15 protein-coding genes and 2 pseudogenes are annotated in these 21,807 nt (G+C 40.4%); 10 read left to right on the top strand and 7 right to left on the bottom strand.

From position 1 onward, the window contains the following. Nucleotides 1–96 precede the first annotated feature (96 nt). The 4 genes and pseudogenes from CRI9333_RS15900 to CRI9333_RS28615 all read left to right on the top strand — a co-directional run. Complete coding sequence (locus tag CRI9333_RS15900) at nucleotides 97–4,341, top strand: nSTAND1 domain-containing NTPase (protein ID WP_015204190.1); 4,245 nt, start codon at nucleotides 97–99, stop codon at nucleotides 4,339–4,341. Between the two features lie 237 nt (nucleotides 4,342–4,578). Beyond that, the gene (locus CRI9333_RS15895; protein ID WP_015204189.1) at nucleotides 4,579–5,946 is read left to right on the top strand and encodes a hypothetical protein; all 1,368 of its coding nucleotides are present in this window, start codon (nucleotides 4,579–4,581) and stop codon (nucleotides 5,944–5,946) included. After that, the gene (locus CRI9333_RS15890; protein ID WP_015204188.1) at nucleotides 5,885–6,898 is read left to right on the top strand and encodes a C1 family peptidase; all 1,014 of its coding nucleotides are present in this window, start codon (nucleotides 5,885–5,887) and stop codon (nucleotides 6,896–6,898) included. The genes CRI9333_RS15895 and CRI9333_RS15890 overlap by 62 nt, the downstream gene beginning before the upstream one ends. 64 nt (nucleotides 6,899–6,962) lie before the next feature. After that, a pseudogene (locus tag CRI9333_RS28615) lies at nucleotides 6,963–7,094 on the top strand (HEAT repeat domain-containing protein); the annotation flags it as partial. A gap of 83 nt (nucleotides 7,095–7,177) precedes the next feature. Here the strand turns inward: CRI9333_RS28615 and CRI9333_RS27845 are convergent. After that, a pseudogene (locus CRI9333_RS27845) lies at nucleotides 7,178–7,420 on the bottom strand (PAS domain-containing protein); the annotation flags it as partial. Nucleotides 7,421–7,843: 423 nt separating this feature from the next. Here CRI9333_RS27845 and CRI9333_RS15880 point away from each other — a divergent pair. Together CRI9333_RS15880 and CRI9333_RS15875 are read left to right on the top strand one after the other, a co-directional pair. Continuing rightward, complete coding sequence (locus CRI9333_RS15880; protein WP_015204187.1) at nucleotides 7,844–8,518, top strand: HEAT repeat domain-containing protein; 675 nt, start codon at nucleotides 7,844–7,846, stop codon at nucleotides 8,516–8,518. Nucleotides 8,519–8,768: 250 nt separating this feature from the next. Next, nucleotides 8,769–9,329 (top strand): phycobiliprotein lyase, encoded by a 561-nt coding sequence (locus tag CRI9333_RS15875; protein WP_015204186.1) that lies wholly within the window; start codon nucleotides 8,769–8,771, stop codon nucleotides 9,327–9,329. A 624-nt stretch (nucleotides 9,330–9,953) separates the two neighbouring features. On the opposite strand, the gene leuS is transcribed toward CRI9333_RS15875, so the two are convergent. From leuS to CRI9333_RS15860, 3 genes are all read right to left on the bottom strand, one after another. Next, a complete protein-coding gene (leuS, locus tag CRI9333_RS15870; RefSeq protein WP_015204185.1) occupies nucleotides 9,954–13,001 on the bottom strand; it encodes a leucine--tRNA ligase in 3,048 nt (1,015 codons plus the stop codon). A 317-nt stretch (nucleotides 13,002–13,318) separates the two neighbouring features. After that, a complete protein-coding gene (locus tag CRI9333_RS15865; protein ID WP_015204184.1) occupies nucleotides 13,319–13,846 on the bottom strand; it encodes an anti-sigma factor family protein in 528 nt (175 codons plus the stop codon). Nucleotides 13,847–13,935: 89 nt separating this feature from the next. Next, nucleotides 13,936–14,589 carry a sigma-70 family RNA polymerase sigma factor gene (locus CRI9333_RS15860; protein WP_015204183.1) on the bottom strand — a complete coding sequence of 218 codons (654 nt, stop codon included), beginning with the start codon at nucleotides 14,587–14,589 and terminating at the stop codon, nucleotides 13,936–13,938. 421 nt (nucleotides 14,590–15,010) lie between these two features. Here CRI9333_RS15860 and CRI9333_RS15855 point away from each other — a divergent pair, with 421 nt between their 5' ends. Next, a complete protein-coding gene (locus tag CRI9333_RS15855; protein ID WP_232229342.1) occupies nucleotides 15,011–15,565 on the top strand; it encodes a L,D-transpeptidase in 555 nt (184 codons plus the stop codon). A 148-nt stretch (nucleotides 15,566–15,713) separates the two neighbouring features. Here CRI9333_RS15855 and CRI9333_RS15850 read toward each other — a convergent pair whose 3' ends face one another. Both CRI9333_RS15850 and CRI9333_RS15845 read right to left on the bottom strand, forming a co-directional pair. Continuing rightward, nucleotides 15,714–16,262, bottom strand: coding sequence for a late competence development ComFB family protein (locus CRI9333_RS15850; protein WP_015204181.1), 549 nt, complete (start codon nucleotides 16,260–16,262; stop codon nucleotides 15,714–15,716). 142 nt (nucleotides 16,263–16,404) lie between these two features. Next, nucleotides 16,405–17,361, bottom strand: a complete 957-nt coding sequence (locus tag CRI9333_RS15845) for a M23 family metallopeptidase (protein WP_015204180.1) — start codon at nucleotides 17,359–17,361, stop codon at nucleotides 16,405–16,407. A 223-nt stretch (nucleotides 17,362–17,584) separates the two neighbouring features. On the opposite strand from CRI9333_RS15845, the gene CRI9333_RS15840 reads away from it, so the two are divergent. After that, a complete protein-coding gene (locus CRI9333_RS15840; RefSeq protein WP_015204179.1) occupies nucleotides 17,585–19,927 on the top strand; it encodes a cation:proton antiporter domain-containing protein in 2,343 nt (780 codons plus the stop codon). A gap of 185 nt (nucleotides 19,928–20,112) precedes the next feature. Here the strand turns inward: CRI9333_RS15840 and CRI9333_RS15835 are convergent, their stop codons facing one another. Then, nucleotides 20,113–20,673 (bottom strand): Uma2 family endonuclease, encoded by a 561-nt coding sequence (locus CRI9333_RS15835; protein ID WP_015204178.1) that lies wholly within the window; start codon nucleotides 20,671–20,673, stop codon nucleotides 20,113–20,115. A gap of 257 nt (nucleotides 20,674–20,930) precedes the next feature. On the opposite strand from CRI9333_RS15835, the gene CRI9333_RS15830 reads away from it, so the two are divergent. Both CRI9333_RS15830 and CRI9333_RS15825 read left to right on the top strand, forming a co-directional pair. Then, entirely contained in the window at nucleotides 20,931–21,194 is a 264-nt protein-coding gene (locus CRI9333_RS15830; protein ID WP_015204177.1) for a hypothetical protein, read from the top strand. A gap of 72 nt (nucleotides 21,195–21,266) precedes the next feature. Further along, a complete protein-coding gene (locus tag CRI9333_RS15825; RefSeq protein ID WP_015204176.1) occupies nucleotides 21,267–21,635 on the top strand; it encodes a hypothetical protein in 369 nt (122 codons plus the stop codon). Nucleotides 21,636–21,807: the final 172 nt, after the last annotated feature.

Here is a 21,807-nt window from a genome sequence, read left to right as displayed (position 1 = left end):
TTACAAGTTATTGATGCACTTTCCCAGTATATCTGGCTAATCTAATCACAGGAATTTCTACTTAATCAACATATATTCTTAAATATTTAATTTTTTATGAAACGATATGCTTTAGTGATTGGGATTTCTGCCTATGATAGTAATTATTTACCTAAGCTTGCCAAACCTGCGGCTAGTGCTGAAGCGATCGCCCAAATTTTAGAACAACACGGCGATTTTCAGGAAGTGCGCCGCTTACCTGCTAACTGGTTAAGCAGCGATCGCAGTGAAGTTGGGATTAGTAAACTGACTGCCAATGAACTCAGTAAAGAACTCAAACGATTACTAGAGGTACAGTTAAAAGATGGTGGCGAAGCTTTAATATATTTTAGTGGTCATGGCTTTGTTATGCCCGATAATATGGGTGAATCAGAGGCATTTCTCGCAGCTTCAGATACCCAGATTGGGGTGGAAAACGGGCAGGTAATTTGGCAACGCAACAGTATTTCTCTGCGTAGTCTCAGTAAGAAATTCTCAGAATCAAAGGTTAATAATTTAGTTGTCTTATTAGATTGCTGTCACTCAGGATCATTAATTGAAAGCAAAGTTGTGCAGCAGGTGCTAACATTTGCAGGCGATCGCTCAATTGCTTTGATGGCAGCTTGTCGTGATTTTGAAAAAGCTTATGAGGGAGGAGCAGAGTCACCCTACAGTATTTTTACAACTGCACTGCTGACAGGATTATCTCGATCACAGAATGAAAATGCAGAAGAAGTAACTAGCAATAAGCTGAATACAGTAATCGAACAAGAACTTAGGGGTACAGGACAAGAACCTGTTTGTTTAATTTACAAACAGCCAATGACAATTGTTAGGTATAGTGCGATCGCACCAGGTATTCTCCCTGCAAAAACAGAATTACAACGTGACAATCCTTATTTAGGTCTTTACCCATTTGAAGAAAAAGACGCAGAGCGTTTTTTTGGACGAGAACAAGTAATTTGGGATGTCATTAACTGTATTGACCATAATCCTTTTTTGGCAGTAATGGGTTCCTCTGGTAGTGGCAAATCTTCCTTAATTAAAGCAGGTGTGCTACCTAAATTAAGACAGCGATATCAATGGCAAATTGCCGTGATGACTCCTGGTAAAAATCCTCGTCAAAAATTAATTGAAGTTCTCGAACAGCGTCAAACTGAAGAAACAACATTTCTCTTGATAATTGACCAATTTGAAGAAGTCTTTACATTATGTGAAGATCAAGTTGAGTGTCAAGGTTTTTTTCGATTAATTGCCAAGGAAGTAAGTAAATCTGAGTATGAAACTCGAATTGCGGTTGTAATTCGAGCAGACTTTATGTCTAAGTGTGGAGACTATGCAGAAATTGCTGATTTAATCAATGCTTCCCGCCCAACTGGTTACGTGGTCAAGTCTTTATGTTTACCAGAGTTTAGGACAGACATAGAACAAGCGATCGCACTCCCTGCTCTTCGACAAGGAGTTTCATTTGAATCAGGATTAGTAGCAGAAATTGTTTCCGATGTTATTGCTGACCCTGGCGCTTTACCACTATTGCAATATGCCTTAAAAGAACTGTGGAAAGTTTGTATTGAACAGCCAGAAAATCCAGAACCTTGTCTTACTTGGAAAGGATATGAACAAATTGGTAAAGTAGGGGGAGCATTAACCAAACAAGCTAACTTAATATACGACAGTTTTAGCAAAGCAGAACAGCAATTTGTCCGATACTTATTTGCTGAAGAACTCGTACAGCTTGGAGAAGGAGAAAAAGTCACTCGTCGTCGTACAACTTGGAAACGTTTAGAATCTATAGCTTACCCACCAGAATTAACTAAGGAATTAGTTAGAGAAGTCGTCAATCAGTTAGCTATTCAGCGATTGATAGTAACTGATGAAGAAACAGTCGAAGTAGCTCACGAATCTTTATTATCAGAATGGGCGCTATTGAAACAGTGGATTGATACAGACAGAGAAAAAATCCGTCTCAAGCATCGCATAGAATCAGAATGTCGTGATTGGCAAGAAAAGTATCAAAAATCAGATAAAGCTTTGCTGATGGGTGCTTTATTAGCAACAGTTGAAGAGAAACTTGATTGGGAAAAGTTACCAGAAGCAGAGTATGTTAAGAAAAGTCTAGAAAAGCGCGATCATGAACTTACTTTTTATCGCGCAACGTTGATAGGTGCAGTTGCATCTCTATTTTGCATTACAGTTATTGCTATTTTTGCTGGAGTTAAATGGCAAGCTGCTGATCGCGGTCAGATTGAAGCCTTAACCACATCTTCAACCGCCAAATTTAACGAAAATCGCAATTCATTTAATGCTTTAATAGACGCTCTCAAAGCAGCAGAACAGCTAAAAAATTCCATCGTGCTTGCAAAAAATCCAGAATCACAATCTCAAGTCATCGGCGCACTTATACAAGCTCGTGCCTTTGTAAAAGAGCGCAACCGTATAGAACAACATAATAATTACGTTAGCACTGTTAGCTATAGTCCTGACGGTAAATTAATTGCCACTGGCAGTGGTGACAACACAGTAAAACTTTGGGATCTAGAGCGTAGAAAATTTAAAACTCTACCCAAGCAAAAAAATGCAATTAGCAGCGTCAGCTTTAATCACAATAGCTCCAAAATTGCTACTGCTAGCTATGATGGCACTGTCAAACTTTGGAATGCTAAAGGCAATTTAATTAAAACATTACAGCAGCCTAATAAAATGCCAGTTTATAGTGTAACTTTTAGCCCTGATGGAACAATCGCCACTGCAAGTTCGGATGCAACTGTCAAATTATGGGATAAAAATGGCAATTTCCTTCAAACACTAAACGATAAAAAAACTCCCGACGGACATAAAAAAGCAGTCTACAGTGTTAGTTTTAGTCCTAATGGCAATACGATCGCCACTGGTAGCCATGACAAAACAGTAAAAATCTGGACTCAGCAACAAGGAAAATGGAAAATAAACATTTTAAATGGGCATACAAAAATGGTTACTAAAGTTAGCTTTAATGGCAAAGGAGACTTACTTGCTAGTGCTAGTAACGATAAAACAGCCATATTGTGGGACTTAAAAACACGCAAGCAGCGAATAAAACTTACAGGACACATTGATGGAGTTAAAGATATCAGCTTCAATCCCAAGGAGCCGATAATTGCTACTGCTAGTGCTGATAATAAAATCAAACTTTGGGATTTAAAAGGAAAACTATTAAACACTCTGGCAGGACATACAAGCAGAGTTAACAGCATCAGTTTCAAGCCAGATGGCAGCATCTTAGCTTCTGGTAGTAACGACAAAACTGTTAAATTATGGGCTATAAAAAATAATTGGTTGACAGTTTTGACAACATACGAAAATTCAGCCGATCTTGTTAAAATTAGTCCAGATGGTCAAATCATAGCTACTGCTAGTAATAATCAGCTTAAGTTATTTCAGAAGAAAACCCCAGATAGTCAAATTCTAGCTACTGGTAGTAATAATCAGCTTAAGTTATTGCAAGATAAAAATTTTGAAAATAGAATTAGTGATTTCAGCTTTAGTCTTAACAGTCAAAAAGTTGCTATAGCAAATTGGGATGGCACAGTACAATTATGGAATCGTCAAGATAATTCATTCAAAGATTTACCTGGAAAGCGTGATCAAGAAATGTTGAGTGTCAGCATTAGTCCTGATGGTGAAATCGCTGCTGGAACTCAGGCTGGATTAATTCAACTTTGGGCAAAAGATCAAAGATCATTAGGAAGTTTTCCAGCACATAAGACAAAGATATTTAGCATAAAATTTAGCCCTGATAACAACATAATTGCCAGTGCGGATGACGGAGGTAATATCAAACTGTGGAATCGAAAGAGCAAAAAATTACAAGATTTTTGGCAATCAAATAATAGCCCAATTTACAGTATTGATTTCAGTCCAGATAGCCAAATATTAGCTACTGCGAGTGAGGACAATACTGTCAAGTTGTGGAAACAAGATAGTAAAGGTAAATATATACTTATTAAAACGCTCAAACATGACGGCGGGGTAGCCAGCGTTAGTTTTAGCAAAGATGGTAATCTTCTTGCTAGTGCTAGTGACGATAAAATTGTAAGAATTTGGACAAAAGACGGGACATTAATTAAAAAATTGACAGGGCATCAGGATGAAGTGACATCAGTGAGTTTTAGTCCTAATGATAATAACATCCTTGCTAGTTCTAGTTCAGACCAAAAAGTACTGCTTTGGGATTTAGATAAATTAACTGTAGACGAATTAAGGAAAGATGGATGTGAGTGGCTACAGGACTATAGGAAAAATAATTCCAATGCTCCATCTGATATCTGCAATGATGTAAAATAAAGGGTAATTATCAATAGACATCTCCAGAAATTATTGGTATGTTGCCTGGAACGAATGTAGAGCCCCGCCAGGGCGCGACTCTACATTCTATGAGAGGAGATGTCTATTGAATGAACAGCGTAATTCCGAATTGTCTAACCCGATAATGAGTTAGACATAAGCAATGACTTCAAACATTTCTAACATATATCCATCTAAATCAGCTATGAACAACATAAATAAACCACGAAAAATTGATTGGAAAAAAAGGGATTAGGTTGGATTCCAGATTATCCCGATATTAGAGACTATCGAACCAATCAAGATAAATTAATTAAGAAAAATGGTGTTGTTAAAAAAGATGAATTTACGGGCGCTGTTGAGGAAATAGCTGACAAATTAATTGCAGTTTTAAACATCATAAAAAATAATCAAGTCTCCGAGCAAAAGGATGATAATATAGAAGAATTAGTTAACAGCTTACAAAATAAAATTTTCGGAAATGTTAGTTTTATAACAGTCAAAGTTAGGAAGATTTTAAGACAAGGTTCACCCCCCGTAAAATCTAACTACTTTAATCCTGAACTCACTCAATTTCAAGCAAATCAAATACTGGAATTAAAAAAATATTTGTATATTCTGGTAGCAAAGGGACTAAATACAGAAGTATTAAAATCGCCACTTGTTCTTGAACAAGGCATTGACCTGGACGATCCTAAAGAGCTAGTCAAATGGCTTATAACCAATGAGTTTGATGAAACCACTAAACGCCTTTTAATGGTATTTCAATGCTGTGCTGATATTAAAATTGATGGTATTTTGGGGCTGGAGACTTATACAGCTTTAAATGAGTATTTCAATGCTGAACCTAGCAAACTTCAAGAACTAGGTGAAAGTCAACGCCCAGAAAATAAAAATAAAGTTAATCAAATCTTATCTGGGGAAATTTCTTCACCTGCCGAAACTAAAGTTAAGTTAGTTTCTCTTCCTTCACTGATACCTAATGAAATTTTCAAAGTGATTTTAGATCAATTAATTAAATTAGAGGTGGTAGAAAGTGATTTTTATGATAATAATTCAGATGATTGTTTACAAGAAGATTTCCGTGCAATAATTTTAGAATTAACACAATTTAAGTGGAAAAAAGTATTCACGCCGGAAAAACTACAAGATTTTATTGATATAGCCCAGAAGAATTTTCTCTTTATTGAGCCAATCATCTCTCTAATTATAAATCTAACTACTCCATTAGCTCAGTTTAAAAGTTTTGAGGAAGCTATGGAAGTGGGATTTAAACAACTGAAACCAATCATTAACACTTCTCAGACATTTACTTCAGGATTTATCTCCAATTCAACAATTAATTGTCTGGAAGATAGTAAAGAATACATTTTATCAAAAGTTGACGCAAAAAAATTAGCTCAATTGGTGCAAAAGATGCACGCGCGTTATTATGATTCCTTGAATTTGCTTCTCCGAGAAAGAAAAAAGCCTATAGATAGTAACAAGCTCAAAGATAACGCAAGTGAAATATACTTTTATGTGTTGCTCAAAAAAATATATTATGGGGTTCAATATTACTGCTTTAAAGCAAGAAGAACCTCTAGGGGAGTCCAATATTTTTAGCAAACAAGAGTTGCTAGAAATTGATAATTTAGCTAAAAACGTTGAAACAAATACTGTTGAGATTTTTTCAACAGACCCTATTCAAATTCCAATCAGTAAAAGTTTGTCTTTTGAAAAATCAGTTAATTGTGAACCACAATTAACACCTTATTTATTTTTACCAAGTGTAGTTGACTTAAGCTACTGGTGTTCTGCAATTGAAGATCAAGGTTCTATAAATTCCTGTACTGCTTTTGCTGCTAGTGGATTAATTGAATATTTTGCTAACAAAAGTCAAGGGAAATATACAGATGTTTCTCCAATGTTTCTGTATAAAGCTGCGCGTAACTTAATGAACGTGACAGGCGATGTCGGGGCATCTTTACGAGAGACAATGAAAGCGATCGCACTTTTTGGTGTACCTCCAGAAGAATTTTGGAAATATGAAGAAGACAGAGTAGAAGATGAACCACCTGCATTTTGCTACTCCTATGCCCAAAATTATCAATCCTTAAAATATTTCCGCTTAGACTACGCTGGTATTTCCAAAGAAACTTTGTTATTTCAACTCAAGGCAGTTTTAGCAGCAGGTTTTCCCTGTATGTTTGGGTTTACAATTTATTCTTCTGTTTATGATGAATTTAATATTCACAAAGGCTATATACCTTTTCCAGATGCTGTAAAAGATCAAGTTGTAGGCGGTCATGCTGTTGTTGCTGTTGGTTACGATGATTTTAAAGAAATTCCCCAAGCAGACTCAAAATTAATTTCTCAAGGTGCATTATTAATCCGAAATTCGTGGGGAAGAGAATGGGGATGCAAAGGTTATGGCTGGCTACCTTATGATTATCTGCTGCAAGGACTAACCCGCGATTGGTGGTCGCTACTTAAAACAGAATGGTTTGAAGCCGATAATTTTGGTTTTGGTGCTAGAAATTTTGGGGTAGAGGATAAAAATTCTGATCAGCCGTGAGATCCAGCGAACCAGCCAATTTATGAAAATTTAGTTAAAATTTGTAAGGAATAACAAAAAACTGATGAATCATACTGCGTTAGAACAAATAGCGACTCAACTAGAAAGTGAAAACTTGCGCGATCGCATAGTCGCTCTTGCCTCACAGCGCCACGTTCCAGCAGCAGATGCCGTACCTTTAATTAAAAAAGTATTATAAGACCACAACCTGCAATTACGCTCAATGGCAGTGTTTGCTCTGGGAGTAAAAGCCACAAACTGTGTGGTATCTTTACGTTTAGTAACAAAACTACCTTGCCACACAGTCGCTTGATCGGGATTAATCACAATAGCTTCTGCTACCTGGGGAAGATCCTTAGTAATGATCACATTACAGATATTTTTACCAATAACCTCTTCCTCTGTCCATTGAAAAAGACTGTGGGCAAAGCGGTTCCAATAAATTATTTTACCTTCTACACCAGTAGCAATGACCGCGTTACAAACTTGATCCAAAAGGGCAGCTTGGATACTAATTGGCATTTGTGTCGGCTCAGATCCAGTTTCGATAGCTGACAGAATATTGGGCAACAGCTTCAGGGCGATGTCATCTCTACAAGACTCACGCAATATCTGCATTTGTTCCGGTATCATAACGGAAATTCTGTGCCTACATTATGCCACAGCAAATCTTGCTAATACTTGATTTGCTAACAGTTAATTGTATCAAATTCAACTTTTGCCACTCCCCTGCCTTCAGAGGGAACAGCATCTCTGAGGAAAAAATTAGCGACTATAGGGGCGCTTTGATTAGCTTTATCAAGTACCAATAATTATCTCCCAAACCCGCCCCTACGCCCTTGTGTATTAGATGCAAATGCCGATACTGCCATACTACGCTAGACCACAGGAGTACATCAATATCTGAGAATTTCGTTACAATTTGTAAAGAACTCAGGTAAACTGATGAACCATTTGACATTAGAGCAATTAGCTACTCAACTAGAAAGTGAAAATCTGCGCGATCGCATGGTCGCTCTTGCTTCACTGCGCGACGTTCCAGCCGTTGATGCTGTACCTTTAATTAAAAAAGTATTAGAGGACGACAACCTGCAATTACGCTCAATGGCAGTATTTGCTCTGGGAGTAAAAGCTACCGACGAATGCTATCCCATCTTAGTAAAATTGCTAGAAAACGACCCCGACTATGGCATTCGTGCCGATGCTGCGGGTGCTTTAGGTTACTTAGAAGATATTCGCGCCTTTGAAGCTTTATCCCGCGCCTTCTATGAAGATACAGATTGGTTAGTACGCTTTAGCGCGGCTGTCGCACTAGGTAACTTAAAAGATCCCCGCGCTTATGATGTGCTGATTCAAGCTTTAGATGCTAAAGAAGTAGTAGTACACCAAGCTGCGATCGCGGCATTAGGCGAAATTAAAGCCATAGATGCAGTCGATCACATCCTGCGTTTTGCTCAATCTGAAGATTGGTTAGTGCGTCAACGGTTAGCAGAATCTTTGGGTCATCTTCCCAGCCCCAAAAGTATCTCTGCCTTAAAATACCTAGCCAAAGATAACCATAATCATGTCTCTGAGGCAGCACTACACTCACTCAAAAACTTGGGAGAAAACCCTAATTAATAGTTGCACAGATCAACAACCAACCATTGAAAACAATTTACTTCCATCTCAAAGGCAAAGCTTTCTAATAAGTACTTTTTGTTAGGTCACACCTATCGCTTAAAATTTGTATTAAATAGGACTTATGCAAGTCCCCCTTTTTAAGGGGGATTTAGGGGGATCGGCAACGGCTGAAACTGCTTATTTTAGCGTTAATGATGCGTAAGTCCTGTTAAAGTTAAAAAACTGTTGGCGCAAGACAATTTAATTCATGGATGTTCAAGAATTTTTCCAACTAAGTGCCGGAAAATGGTTTTCCCAGCGTACTAGCCACCATTTAGCTTTTAAGCAAACAGAAAGTGGCAAGTCAGATATTGTCATTGAGAACGTAGCACCAAATGACCCCGAAGTTATTCAGCTTTGTGAACAATACGAAGTTGATCCGAAATTAGCTTTGAGTGCAGCCCGTGTCACTTGGAACGGCACAATGGAATGGGACGAAGAAAAACACTCTGGTTCCACCGTCATGGTACCAATTGCCGATCCTGATAAACCAAATGAAGGCAAGCTGCTACGCTCTGTTGGCTACGCTGAAAAAGCTCCCGTTGCGGGTCGCTATATTATGGGTAGCGATGATGCTTTCACCTTAATTACCGAGTATGAAACAATGTACTCAGAAGAACGTATCTGGTTTGCCAGCCCTAACCTGAGACTACGCACCAGCACCTTAAAACGCTTTGGTGGTTTCAGTATGGCGACGTTTTGCTCAGAAATTCGCATGGGTGTAACGCAACCAGCAACGCAACCAACAGACACCGCCGCTAGTGTTTAACTAATTTTAGGATTTACGCAGAGATCCCCCTAAATCCCCCTTAGAAAGGGGGACTTTGAAGTTCCCCCTTTTTAAGGGGGGCTAGGGGGGATCAAGATTTCAAGCTTGCGGTGCGTAAGTCCTATAATTTTTCAGCTACTAACTTTTTACCCCCTCCCTGTGGACGGGGAGGGGGCAGGGGGTGGGGTTTTCTCATAAAAAAAAATTTAAGGGTAAGGAATCAGGTATAAATACCCGCCATAATCCTTACCCTTTGTTTTAGGTTAGTTAAAAAATGTGTGATCCGCTCTCGTACTTCCAACACCGCTTATGGAACAGTATTTTCAGCCGTTAGCTTCGTGTACTTTGAGTTTTACATCGGCAGATGCTAATAGCACCAGTTTCACGCCTGCCCGACCCGGACGACCGATGGGTGTTACCAACTTAATTATATCACTAGACTTCTAGAATATTTAGATAAATCTTGAATTTTATCTGCGTTTATCTGCGTTTATCTGCGGTTAATTAAAAAATTTAAAAGTAATCAAAATGATTTTTGCAAGAATTCTACGGTTTTAAAATTTAACAAGGCACCTTAATTAAAGGGTTCCCAGGTTAAACCTGGGAACGAGTAACTACAGTGTGTTATTTGCCCAACACAAAGTTAACTAGCTTTCCAGGTACAACAATCACTTTTTTAATCTCCTTACCCTCAATAAAACGTTGGGTAAATTCAGATTCACGAGCATATTTTTCTAACGCATCGCGGTCTGCTTGAGTAGGGACTTTAATTGTGCCACGAGTTTTGCCCATGATTTGAATTACTAAAGTAATTTCATCGGCAATTAAGGCATCTGGATCAGCTTTGAGCCATGCTTGATAGTGTACTGAATCAGTATGACCAATACTATGCCAGAGTTCCTCAGCAATGTGAGGCGCAAAGGGTGCAAGCAAAATAATCAGGGTTTCAATACCTTCTGCATAAACTGGTGAGTCTTTGCAAGTAGCATCATTCAATGCGTTGCTGAGTTTCATTAATTCTGAAACCCCAGTATTAAACTGATAATCGCCTTCTAAATCCTCTGTAATTTCCTTAATCGCTGTATGAATCGCCCGCCGCAATTCTTTTTCTGCTGCTGTTGGGCATTCGGAAACAGTAGTTGCAGTTTGGTTAGCAGATGTATCCTCTGTTTGCTGTTCCTCAATAGGTGTAGGCGAGGGTTGAGGAGTAGGCGCTGCTTCTTCTTTAGTTTCAGGTGCAGGATTTTTGGTGATTTGGGGTTTAAATGTTTCCAGTTTTGCGAAAAGCTTTTGGCGAGTAGATGCTAATACCAAATTACGAGCAGCAAACCAAGTCGCATATCCAAAACCAATTAGTTGGAACACTGGTTCTAGCAGTGGTATATGATTAACCGCATCTAGCAAGGTTATGGTGAGATAAACTGCGATCGCACCCGCACTAATCAAACCCACCGTAATTAGTGGTTTTTTGTATGTACTAACAAACTTACCCACATAATCAGGCAAATCAGACAGCACTTGAGTTCCTTGCTGTAAAATTTGCTGCCACTCAGGTAATGATGCTGCTACATCTTTCTCAGTTTCAACATCATCGCTTTTTACCTCTTCATCCCAAGCAGGAGGTAAAACAGGTTGTGCAGGAGCAAAATCTGTTACTAACCTCCAAACTCGGTTGAGAAAACGGGATTGTCCTTCTACGTCCGCATCATCCCATTCCAAATCTTTTTCTGGTGGCGCTTTAAATAAAATAAACATCCGCGCCGTATCTACCCCATATTTACCAAGCACGTCTTCTGGAGCAATGCCATTGTATTTAGACTTGGACATCTTTTCATAGAAGACATCCAAAGGATCTCCGGTTTCGGGATCTTTGGGGTTAGCTGGATCTACCTGTGCTTGTGGAATGTATTTACCCGTTGCAGGGTTTTTATATGTCATCCCTTGCACCATGCCTTGAGTTAACAGGCGTTGGAATGGTTCATCAAAATTGATCAGACCGCGATCGCGCAAAACCTTGACAAAAAACCGCGAATATAGTAAATGCAAAATTGCGTGTTCAATTCCGCCTACATACTGGTCAACAGGCATCCAGTCATTAGTTTTTGCTGGATCAAAAGCTTGCTGATCATTCTTTGCGTCAGGATAGCGCAGGAAATACCAAGATGAATCAATAAACGTATCCATCGTGTCAGTTTCACGCTTGGCAGGCGTACCACAGCTAGGACAAGATACATTAATCCAGCTTTCTAACTGCCCCAAAGGAGAACCACGACCAGAAAATTCTACATCTTCCGGCAACATCACAGGCAAATCTGTCTCTGGAACTGGCACAGTCCCACACTTCGGACAGTGAATCACTGGAATAGGCGCACCCCAGTAACGCTGACGAGAAATTAACCAATCTCGCAAACGATATTGGATACGCGCTTTACCAATACCTTGTTTTTCAGCATATTCAACAATTGCCTGTTTGCCTTCAGTAGACTGCATACCATCGAAGTCACCAGAATTAATCATAATTCCTGGTTCTGTATAAGCAGCTTTTAGCTCAGGCGTTTCTGTTGTATTTTCCCCTGGAGGTACAATTACCACCTTGATAGCTAGTTCATTCTGATTAGCAAACTGGAAGTCTCGCACATCATGAGCAGGTACACCCATCACCGCACCAGTGCCGTACTCATACAACACATAATCGGCAATCCAAATGGGAATTTCTTCGCCCGTGAAAGGGTTTATTGCCTTACCGCCAGTTGATATCCCACGTTTTGGCTTATCTTCAGCAGTACGTTCTAGCTCACTTTGTTTAGCAACTTCAGTAATAAATGCTTCTACTGCTTGTTTTTGCTCTGGTGTAGTAACCTGAGCGGTTAAAGGATGTTCTGGAGCAAGGACAACGTAGCTAACGCCGTAAACTGTATCGGGGCGGGTAGTAAAGACACCAATTTTTTCATTCATTCCCACAATTGGGAATTCTATGTATGCACCAACAGATTTACCAATCCAGTTAGCCTGCATTAATTTCACACGCTCAGGCCAACCTGTCAATTTATCTAAATCATTCAGCAGTTGTTCTGCGTAGTCGGTAATTTTGAGGAACCATTGGCGTAGTAGTTTGCGCTCAACTTTCGCACCAGAACGCCAGGAACGCCCTTCGTTATCTACCTGTTCATTAGCTAATACTGTTTGATCAATCGGGTCCCAGTTAACGGCTGCTTCTTTTTGGTAAGCCAGTCCAGCATCTAAAAACTGCAAGAAAATCCACTGCGTCCACTTGTAATAATCTGGCGAACAAGTAGTAACTTCTCTATCCCAGTCAAGAGAAAGACCTAAACGCTGTAATTGCGCCTTCATTTGGGCAATATTTTGATAAGTCCATTTTGCTGGCTGAATACCCCGCTCAATGGCAGCATTTTCAGCAGGTAGTCCAAAGGCATCCCAGCCCATAGGATGAAGTACGCGCTCTCCCTGCATCCGTTTAAGTCGGGCAATTACATCCGTAATTACATAGTTACGGACATGACCCATGTGCAGGGTTCCCGATGGATAGGGAAACATAGAGAGGGCATAGAATTTTGGCTTGTCACTATCTGTGGGGGTTTGATCTAAGCCATGTTCCGCCCAGTTTTGTTGCCACTTTTCCTCTATAGATGCTGGGTTGTAACGTGACTCCACTGTCTAGAACTCCTGCTGAATCTGGTCTGTTGTCCGCTTCAATATTATAGTGCTGAGGAGTGACGGGTGAAGAGTAAATTTCTGACTTCGATTTTAATGTAAAAGTAGATAGAATCTAATTTACATCTGCGTCCATCTGCGTTTATCTGTTTTCATCTGCGTTCTAAAAAAACAAAAATTAGATATTTTACGCTCAGTCTAACATCAGCATTTGTTCCACGTTACCAGTAACTAGCCTATTCCTCAGTTGTATAAAAAAAATCCCCGATTTTAGCTAGGTAACTGTTATCCTAACTTTTGCACAAACGGGGAGGAAATTAATTATTTACTTCTGTGGCTGGTGACTCAAAAGATTTTTCTGGAACTGCTATTGCTGCTTTAGGAATTTTCACAGGGGGAGCATTTAATGCCACCATTAAAGTTTCTGGTGCTGCTTGTGAAGGAGATGAATTAGCTAGTTGTGTAGTGGGATGATTAGGAGAAAGTACGCCGGATACTGCACCAATAAATAATGCTGCGATCGCAGTACCTCCCCAAGCAACCAACCGTCTGACTCTATATTGGTTCAAACGTATGAACACCTGATCTGCCATCTCTGTAGCACTTTGAGCTACTGTTGGTACAGGTAAAGTTTGAATTCCCTGCCGTAACTTCAACAGTTTGACATAATGTTGATGTACTTCTCGATCATTATCCAGCCAATGCTGCACTTGCTTGCGTTCATGTGCTGTTAATTCACCATCTAAGTAAGCACTTAATAATTCAAAACGCTCTCTTTGTAAGTTATCCATATCTCTGATTTCCTGTTTTCCAGAAAGATCACGAGGTTCATTATTATATGTCATGTTGCCTTCACCACTATTTATTATTAACTGCTAGGCTATAAATCTGATCGTAAAAGAATAATATTAACGTGAAGAGCGCGATCGCAATCTTAACTATCCAGATAGCCTTGCAGTTGAGTTTGTAATCTAGTTCTTGCCCTAGCAATTCTTGATTTTACAGTTCCCAAAGAAACGCCTGTAATTTCAGCTATTTCTTCGTAAGCCATACCTTCAATTTCTCGCAACACAATTGTAGTGCGAAATACTTCTGGTAAATCTGCGATCGCTTCCCGTAATTGATCGTAAAACTCGCGGGTGGTCAAATCTTCATCAGGACTAGGCTTATCTGAAGCAATTTCCCAACTCATTTCGCCATCATCTACAAGACGTGGAGCGTCTAAAGATAGTGGATGAGAAACTCGCTTACGCTTCCGCAATTCATCGTAAAACAAGTTAGTAGCAATCCGACTCAACCAGCCGCGAAACTTTTCCGGTTCATTTAGACGCTTGAGATTACGATAAACTCGAATCCAAACTTCTTGAGCCAGATCTGAGCGGTCTTGCCAGTCGGGAGCTAAATGGTACAAAATTTTGTCAACATGAGATTGATATCGGCGCATCAATTCGGCGAAGCCAACACGATCAGGGCGAACTCCCTCTTGACAGCGCAAAATCAAGTCATAATTTGCTAATTTATCAGGTTGCACCGACGCTTGAGAAATTGCCTCACCAGTTGACCAAGATACGGGAATTGATTGAGTCATGGATAAAAGGGGCGCTACAACATCCTTACTTTCAACGACGCTGCCCTGTTTATAAAAGTTCCCTTGCAATGCCTGTATTTCTATACATAATACTAATAAATTTTAGTATCAGAAGGAATAGTATATAACTTCATAATTCAATCTAAGTTGATAGTAATTTTATTTAAAATATCTTGCTTGGGGCAGATGCCTCATAATTGACTGTTAAAATGTAGGAGAATACTGGTTGAAAATTATGGAACTTCATCCTGAAGTGGATGACATATAAGTTACCTACAGTTAACTAATAACTGATAAAACTAGCACCGCAGAGCCTTTAGGATGAGATCGCGGCGCTTATAAATCTATCTAGAATTATAAACAAACGCTTTAACTGATTAATAACCTAGAAGTGTAGAGATTTCTGGCAGTTTTGAGAGCAGTGAAAACAGATGAGTCATTTTCTCAAAGCTTTATGCTTCTGTGCTTTACCGCAGCAGGGGTATTATTGCTGGCTTTGCAACCATCTTCTATGATGCTTACCAAACCCAAAATGCCAGTTTTATTACGTGGATCGTCTCCTGGGCAGGCAAGTAATATTGTAGCCAACGATTCTCGGTTAGTTGTTGATTTAAGCGATCGCCGCAGCTATATTTATCACGGTGAACGATTGAGTGCGAGTTATCCTGTGGCTATAGGAAAAGAAGGCTGGCAAACTCCCACAGGTAATTTCAAAGTATTGAAAAGGCTAAAAAATCCTATATGGCGGCATCCACTTACAGGTGAAGTTGTGCAACCTGGGGTAAATAATCCTTTAGGATCTCGCTGGATTGGGTTTTGGTCAGATGGACGTTCACAAATTGGCTTTCATGGCACTAATGATGAGCAGTTAGTCGGTAAAGCTGTTTCTCATGGCTGTTTACGGATGGAAAATCAAGATATTGAGAAGATTTATGAACAGGTGGCAGTTGGAACACCTGTGATTGTGCGTGAATAAACATCTCTTAGAAATGCAAATGTAGAGACGTTGTATTAAAAGGTCTCTACAAAGGTTTTACTCAGTTGCACGAATTTGAGCGATGAGGCGGAGCCTCAATAATTAGTTTCTAGGTTTAACCTGGGAACGAGGGCAAAGCTAAAAGCGATTAGCTATTAGGGGTGGTTTGCTCAAAGTCAGGAGCATAGACTTGTAGTAAGCCGCTAACCTGAGTGAGTATATCTTTGCCACTGCCTTTGCCGATAGCTTGTCGTTCTGGAAAGAATTCGGGTCTGTCAAGGTTGCGGGCGATCGCTTCGCTGACTTGTTGGGTAATTAATTCCTGAAGTTCTTCTTTAGCTCGCATTCTTTGGTAGCTTGCGCCTTCTTCAGTCGTAGCATATAGGGGAGGCAGTCGATTGAGGGCATAAGCGGCAATATCGCCAACATCGAGGATGCGATCGCTTGTGGCTTCAATTTCAGCTACACGAGCAATTGCTTCTGTTAGCACCAATTCTTCCATGACGTTGATAAACTGCTTGCGAGGTACAGCAACCACTTCACCCGTCAACAGCGAGCCCATCAAGCGATCCAGCGCCATATATTCTTCGATAGAAAGCTCTGAGGCGGTGTCACATATCCGCCCCACTTCAGCTTCCATCGCTGGTGTTAAATAACCATCATGCAATGCTTGTTCAACTATTTTTTGAATACTCATTATTTTTCTTGGCTTAAGAATATCGTCTCAAATAATTTTCGCGTGGCAACCGTGTTGATTTGAGGCAGCAGGAAATTATCAGATTGTCTACAACCTACATTTAATCAAAAGTTGCCACAGTGGGTGAGATTTGCTACAAATTTTAGTTTAATCCTGAAGAGCGCCAAAGAGTTGGATCAACAGAAACTCCATTCACATAAAATCCCCAATGTAAATGAGGACCTGTGGAAGCGCCTGTTGAACCAATTGCACCAATTAGTTGACCAGGTTGCACAAAATCCCCTTCTTTAACATTAGTGCGGCTGAGGTGCATAAATATCCCAGTAACGCCTTGACCGTGATCGATGCCAACAACATTGCCATGAACACGGAAACCTTGTGCTACGCTACCTACTAATACCACCCGTCCTGCTGCGGGGGCAACTACTGGTGAACCATAGCCGCCAGCATAATCTACTCCACGATGGTAATAGTCTTTAGCGAATACACCATTGTAGTAACGGCGTACTCCGTAAATTGAGCTAATTCGTCCCGCGTTAGGCTTGATAAATGCCCCATTCCAGAATTTTTGAGGCGTGACTAAGCTTTTAAATGCAGCTACACGGTTAAGTTCCAATGGGGTTGCTGACACGCCAGCTTTTCCAGGGGGTAGATTTATTCTTTGGACTGGGAAGGAACGCGATCGCACGTTGACTGTGAAATTCTTGACTTCTCCATCCCCAGTAGCAACCATTTTCCAGTTACCAGCTTGATTTAATGGGCTGGTGGGTACAAATGCGCGGTATTCATTTGTACCAATCAAAAAAGCTGGGTAAGTCTTGTTACCCATCTTCACACTAGGAGCGGTGCTATTGTCCTGGTTATCTGATTGCACCACTACTGAGAGCGTATCTCCCAATTTGGGATTTTGCGGTTCTACACGAAGAACTTGTAAAGCTTTTGCTGGGGATGCGATCGCGAGTAAACTAGCAGCGATTCCCAAAGTAAGGCTTGTAGCGATTGATAATGCTTGCAAAGGCTGTTTGTATGAGCTAATCAAGGCAGTCCAGTGATGAGTAAAGCTAAGTGGTATCAAAGATTTGAGTAACAAGACAGGCATCCTAACAGTCAGTCTAGTTTATTTCTGTTCTATCTTAGCTATCCGCACTTGCTAGCATCCCATGATCTATTTTTCCACCTGGCATTTTCATTCCTACGTCGTGAACTATTAACCGCTACATCAAAGCCCCTGATTAGAGTTGCAGGCATTGGCGCAAATTCATAAAAAAAGCTGTATATTCTAAACTTTATATAGCTTAATATTTTTCTCATAATAAAAATCTGTGCAAGAAGACTTTAGATTAATCGTTGACTTAGTATCAGTGCTGGTGGCGGCGGCTAGTGGTGGACTTTTAGCTGGACTGCTGAGACAACCACCATTACTCGGCTATATTATCGGCGGGATGGTGGTTGGACCTGCTGGTTTGGGGCTAATTAAAGAAGTGGTGCAAATCGAGACTCTGGCACAGTTTGGAGCAGCTTTTTTATTATTTGCTCTGGGTGTCGAGTTTTCCTTTGCAGAACTTAAAAAAGTTCAAAAAATTAGCTTGGGTGGTGGTGGTTTACAGATTGTCTTAACCATCCTGGTGACAACATTAGTTTCCTTGGGGATAGGTTGGGTAAAATCTCCAGCCCAAGGTGTGTTTTTAGGGGCAATTTTGTCTCTATCTTCAACGGCTGTGGTGCTGAAGTGCTTGATGGAGCGCAATGAAACGGCAACGCCTCATGGACAGGTGATGCTGGGGATTTTGGTGGTACAAGATTTAGCGTTGGGTTTAATGTTGGCAGTATTACCCGCGTTGGATCAACCACCTGAAGCGATTGGGATGGCTATTGGACAAGCACTATTACGCATCGGTTTATTTGCTGCGGGTGCTGTTGCAGTGGGGATTTGGTTAATTCCACGTTTATTAAGATTGCTGGCAAAAACTGAAAGTCGGGAGCTATTTTTATTAGGCGTTGTCACGCTGTGTTTGTGTATTGCTCTGCTGACTGAGCAGATGGGATTAAGTATTGAAATGGGGGCATTTGTCGCTGGTTTGATGATTTCTGAGGTGGAGTACGCTGATCAAACTTTGACGTATGTGGAACCGTTGCGAGATGTGTTTGCGGCGCTGTTTTTTGCTTCGGTAGGGATGCTAATCGATCCGGTGTTTTTATGGAACAATTGGGAGTTAATTTTAGGATTAGTATTTCTAGTATTTGTAGGCAAGTTTTTAATTATTACGCCATTAGTTAAACTGTTTAATTATCCTTTAAAAACTGCGTTAATTGTTGGGCTGGGGTTAGCTCAAATTGGGGAATTTTCGTTTGTACTTGCTAGTGAAGGGCAAGTTTTAGGCTTGGTTTCCCGTCGAGTTTATTTATTACTTGTAGGGACTACGGCGGTAACATTGATTCTTACGCCGTTTGTATTACAAGTAATTCCGCAGTTATTTAACTGGTTGGAGACAGTACCAATATTTAAGCCGTATTTCAATTCGATGGAACTTCCTTTAGAAGTTGCAATTGATATACCTGTACAGAATCATGTAGTGGTTTGTGGGTATGGTAGGATTGGTCGCAATTTAGTACGGCTGTTAAATGAGCATAATTCTCAGATTGTAGTAATTGATCAATCGGAAGCTGCGATTCAGAAACTTAGAGAGGCGGAAGTGCCTTATGTTTATGGCAATGCTGCTAGTTTGCACGTATTAGAAAAGGCGGGGGTAGATCAGGCGCGATCGCTTGTGATTGCTTTGCCAGATGCGATGAGTACTAGACTAGCTTTGAAGCGGGCATTAGAGTTAGCGCCTGATTTAGATATTGTTGTCCAGGCAAATCATAACCGAGATATTGAACTGCTTTATCAATTAGGCGCTAAGGAAGTGGTGCAACCAGAGTTTGAAGCAAGTTTAGAAATGGCTACTCATTTGTTAACAGGTTTAGGTGTGCCGATAGCAGTAATTGCCAGGGAAGTTGAACAAATTCGTAATTCTCATTATTTAGATTTGCGCCCAGAGCGATCGCAGTCTGAAATTGCGCGAGATTTGCAATTTGCGGCTCAAGAAATGAATAGCAAATGGTATGGTTTGCCTAGTGATTCGCCCCTGGTAGGCATGACTATAGGACAAGCTAATATTCGCTCGTTAACTGGCGTGAGTTTAGTAGCAATTCGGCGCGATCGCGGTGAGGAAATTGATTATCCTGATGCCAAGATTAGTTTAGAAAAAGGCGATCGCTTTTTAGTTGTTGGACAGCCGGAAGAACAAGCAGCTTTTAATGAACTTGCTAAAGGTGAAGTGGTAATTCCAGAAAGTAGTACTCCTTGTCAGTGGTTGCAAATTCCAGAGGATAGTTTAGGGGTTGGAAAAACTCTTGCCCAATTGGATTTTAGACGCGAGTATGGTGTGCAAGTACAAGCTATTCGTAGAGAAGGCAAATTTATTCGTTTTCCAGATGAAACTGTAGAATTGCGGGCTGGAGATCACTTACTATTGTGCGGTGGAAGTAATCCTTTGAACCAATTACGGCAGTGGATCGCGCCGAGTTCTAAAATGCCACAATTGGCAATTCCTATTATTAAAGTGCCAGTGAGTGAAGCTTTACAACGATTTCTGCCACTTGATAGTCAGAGAAATGATTAAGTTGGGGATTGGGGACTGGTGATTAGGGACTGGGATAAAAGGTGGATAACCCCACCCCCTAGCCCTCCCGGTTAACAGGCAGGGGAGTTTATAATTACTTTATCGTAGGTTGGGTAGAACGAAGTGAAACCCAACATTTACAAAGTTTGCGTTGGGTTGCGCTGCGCTTAACCCAACCTACAAATCTATCCTAAAATCTCATCTACAGCTAAACTAAAATTAGCAAAAGCTGGGATATCAATCTGACTATTCCGTTGAAAAATTTGCACACTTTCGTATCTATTATTATTAGGATTCCGATAAACTTCTATGACTTCTTGATTCAGATTAATTATCCAAATTTCAGATATTCCACTACTTGCATACAAAGGTAGTTTTACTTCTCTGTCATATTCAATTGTCGTGTCTGCAACTTCAATTATTAAAAATATATCTGAGGGTTGAGGATGTGCGGAGGCGTAGAAATCAGGGCGAGGTTGCAGTAATGCTATATCAGGTTGTGGTTCAGAGTTATTGTTTAATCTGACTGGATTTTGAACAGCTACTATAGCACGTATACCTAGCAGTTGCCAGAATAAGCTATTTAAACGATTTACACACGCACCATGACGACTACCAAGGGCTGCCATTTTAACAATCTCTCCCTTGATTAATTCTACGCGGTCATTTTCAGTGAGGATACCAGCCGCAGCCATTTGGTAATATTCCTCTACTGTGAAAAGCCGTTTCAGCATTTGCACAGCCATAACAACCTCTATTTGGTTTTGCAATTGTGATTCTATTGTAACGGATGCGTAAATCCTGTAGGTAATAAAGGCTACGCTACATATAGAGAAGTTTATGTGCTTATACTCTATATATAGTGTTATAAAATTAAACAAAATTTTGGCGATCGCTCCAATTCTGGTTAAAATCTCCCCAAATTCAGTACGGATGTACTATAATGAAGAGGTAGGCTTCCCAAGTCAGCACACGCCTGAAACCCAGATGGAGTCAATATTTCATGACTAAGCACTACGTTCTTAGCCTTAATCCCAACGCCCAACATGAGTGGGATCGCTGCACCTTAAGGAATCCCATTACTGCTGAACGCCCAGACTTAGCAAGTATGCTTGCTGAAGCGGTGGGAGAAGAGGCGGGTGATTATCTAGTGTCTGTCAGTATTGAAGTCAAAGTGTTAGAAAAAGCGCCTCTTCCTCAGCCGGAACGGTCGATAGATGTTCCTACGGTTCCTGCTGTACCACAACTTAAGGAGTTGGTTGCTTAGTTAACACAAGATTTCTCTCTTCAAAGCTTTTTTTAAGATTCATTACCCAGTATTTTCTGAGGGAAATTTGTGATGAAATTAAGTCAATATCCAGCCGCGATCGCACAAGCGGCTCAAGCTGTTAATGAATTAGATTCACAACTTGCAGCAGTGCAATTGCAAATTAATCGAATTGAAAATAATGCGGATAAAATCTCGGCTTTTGAGCCGCATTTAAAGAATGATAATCAACGCAAAGCGCGTCGGTTTGAAGTGCTTCAGGTAAGTTTAGAGTATCAACAAGCAATTAATACGATGATGCGTTTAACTGCTGAGAAAGCTAATGCAATGACGCATTTAGAATATCTCCGTAACCAGTTTAGCGTGGCTAAGTTAGAAGTGAGAAGTGCGATCGCGCGGCAACTTAGTGGGACAGATGCACTAGAACTTATTGGTGCTTAATGAGGGAGGGGGGAGGAGGGAGGAGAGAGGAGTAATTTATTACTGTTCCCTATTTCCTCTTCCCTGTTTACTGTACATTCGTTACTTTACCCAAACGAGTAAAGCGTATTTCAATTCGCCGTCTAGTGGGATCAGCAGTGCGGTGCATATAGCACATTCAGGGAGAGATTGT

The sequence above is a fragment of the Crinalium epipsammum PCC 9333 genome (assembly GCF_000317495.1).
Classification (GTDB): Bacteria; Cyanobacteriota; Cyanobacteriia; order Cyanobacteriales; family PCC-9333; genus Crinalium; species Crinalium epipsammum.
This window is presented reverse-complemented; position numbering and strand designations above follow the sequence as displayed.

Excerpts from the sequence above, each read along its gene's own strand:
- CRI9333_RS15900 (WP_015204190.1), top strand. The coding sequence starts at position 97 with ATGAAACGATATGCTTTAGTGATTGGGATTTCTGCCTATGATAGTAAT.
- CRI9333_RS15890 (WP_015204188.1), top strand. The coding sequence starts at position 5,885 with ATGGGGTTCAATATTACTGCTTTAAAGCAAGAAGAACCTCTAGGGGAG.
- CRI9333_RS15880 (WP_015204187.1), top strand. The coding sequence starts at position 7,844 with ATGAACCATTTGACATTAGAGCAATTAGCTACTCAACTAGAAAGTGAA.
- CRI9333_RS15875 (WP_015204186.1), top strand. The coding sequence starts at position 8,769 with ATGGATGTTCAAGAATTTTTCCAACTAAGTGCCGGAAAATGGTTTTCC.
- CRI9333_RS15865 (WP_015204184.1), bottom strand. The coding sequence starts at position 13,846 with ATGACATATAATAATGAACCTCGTGATCTTTCTGGAAAACAGGAAATC.
- CRI9333_RS15860 (WP_015204183.1), bottom strand. The coding sequence starts at position 14,589 with ATGACTCAATCAATTCCCGTATCTTGGTCAACTGGTGAGGCAATTTCT.
- CRI9333_RS15850 (WP_015204181.1), bottom strand. The coding sequence starts at position 16,262 with ATGAGTATTCAAAAAATAGTTGAACAAGCATTGCATGATGGTTATTTA.
- CRI9333_RS15845 (WP_015204180.1), bottom strand. The coding sequence starts at position 17,361 with ATGCCTGTCTTGTTACTCAAATCTTTGATACCACTTAGCTTTACTCAT.
- CRI9333_RS15835 (WP_015204178.1), bottom strand. The coding sequence starts at position 20,673 with ATGGCTGTGCAAATGCTGAAACGGCTTTTCACAGTAGAGGAATATTAC.
- CRI9333_RS15830 (WP_015204177.1), top strand. The coding sequence starts at position 20,931 with ATGACTAAGCACTACGTTCTTAGCCTTAATCCCAACGCCCAACATGAG.
- CRI9333_RS15825 (WP_015204176.1), top strand. The coding sequence starts at position 21,267 with ATGAAATTAAGTCAATATCCAGCCGCGATCGCACAAGCGGCTCAAGCT.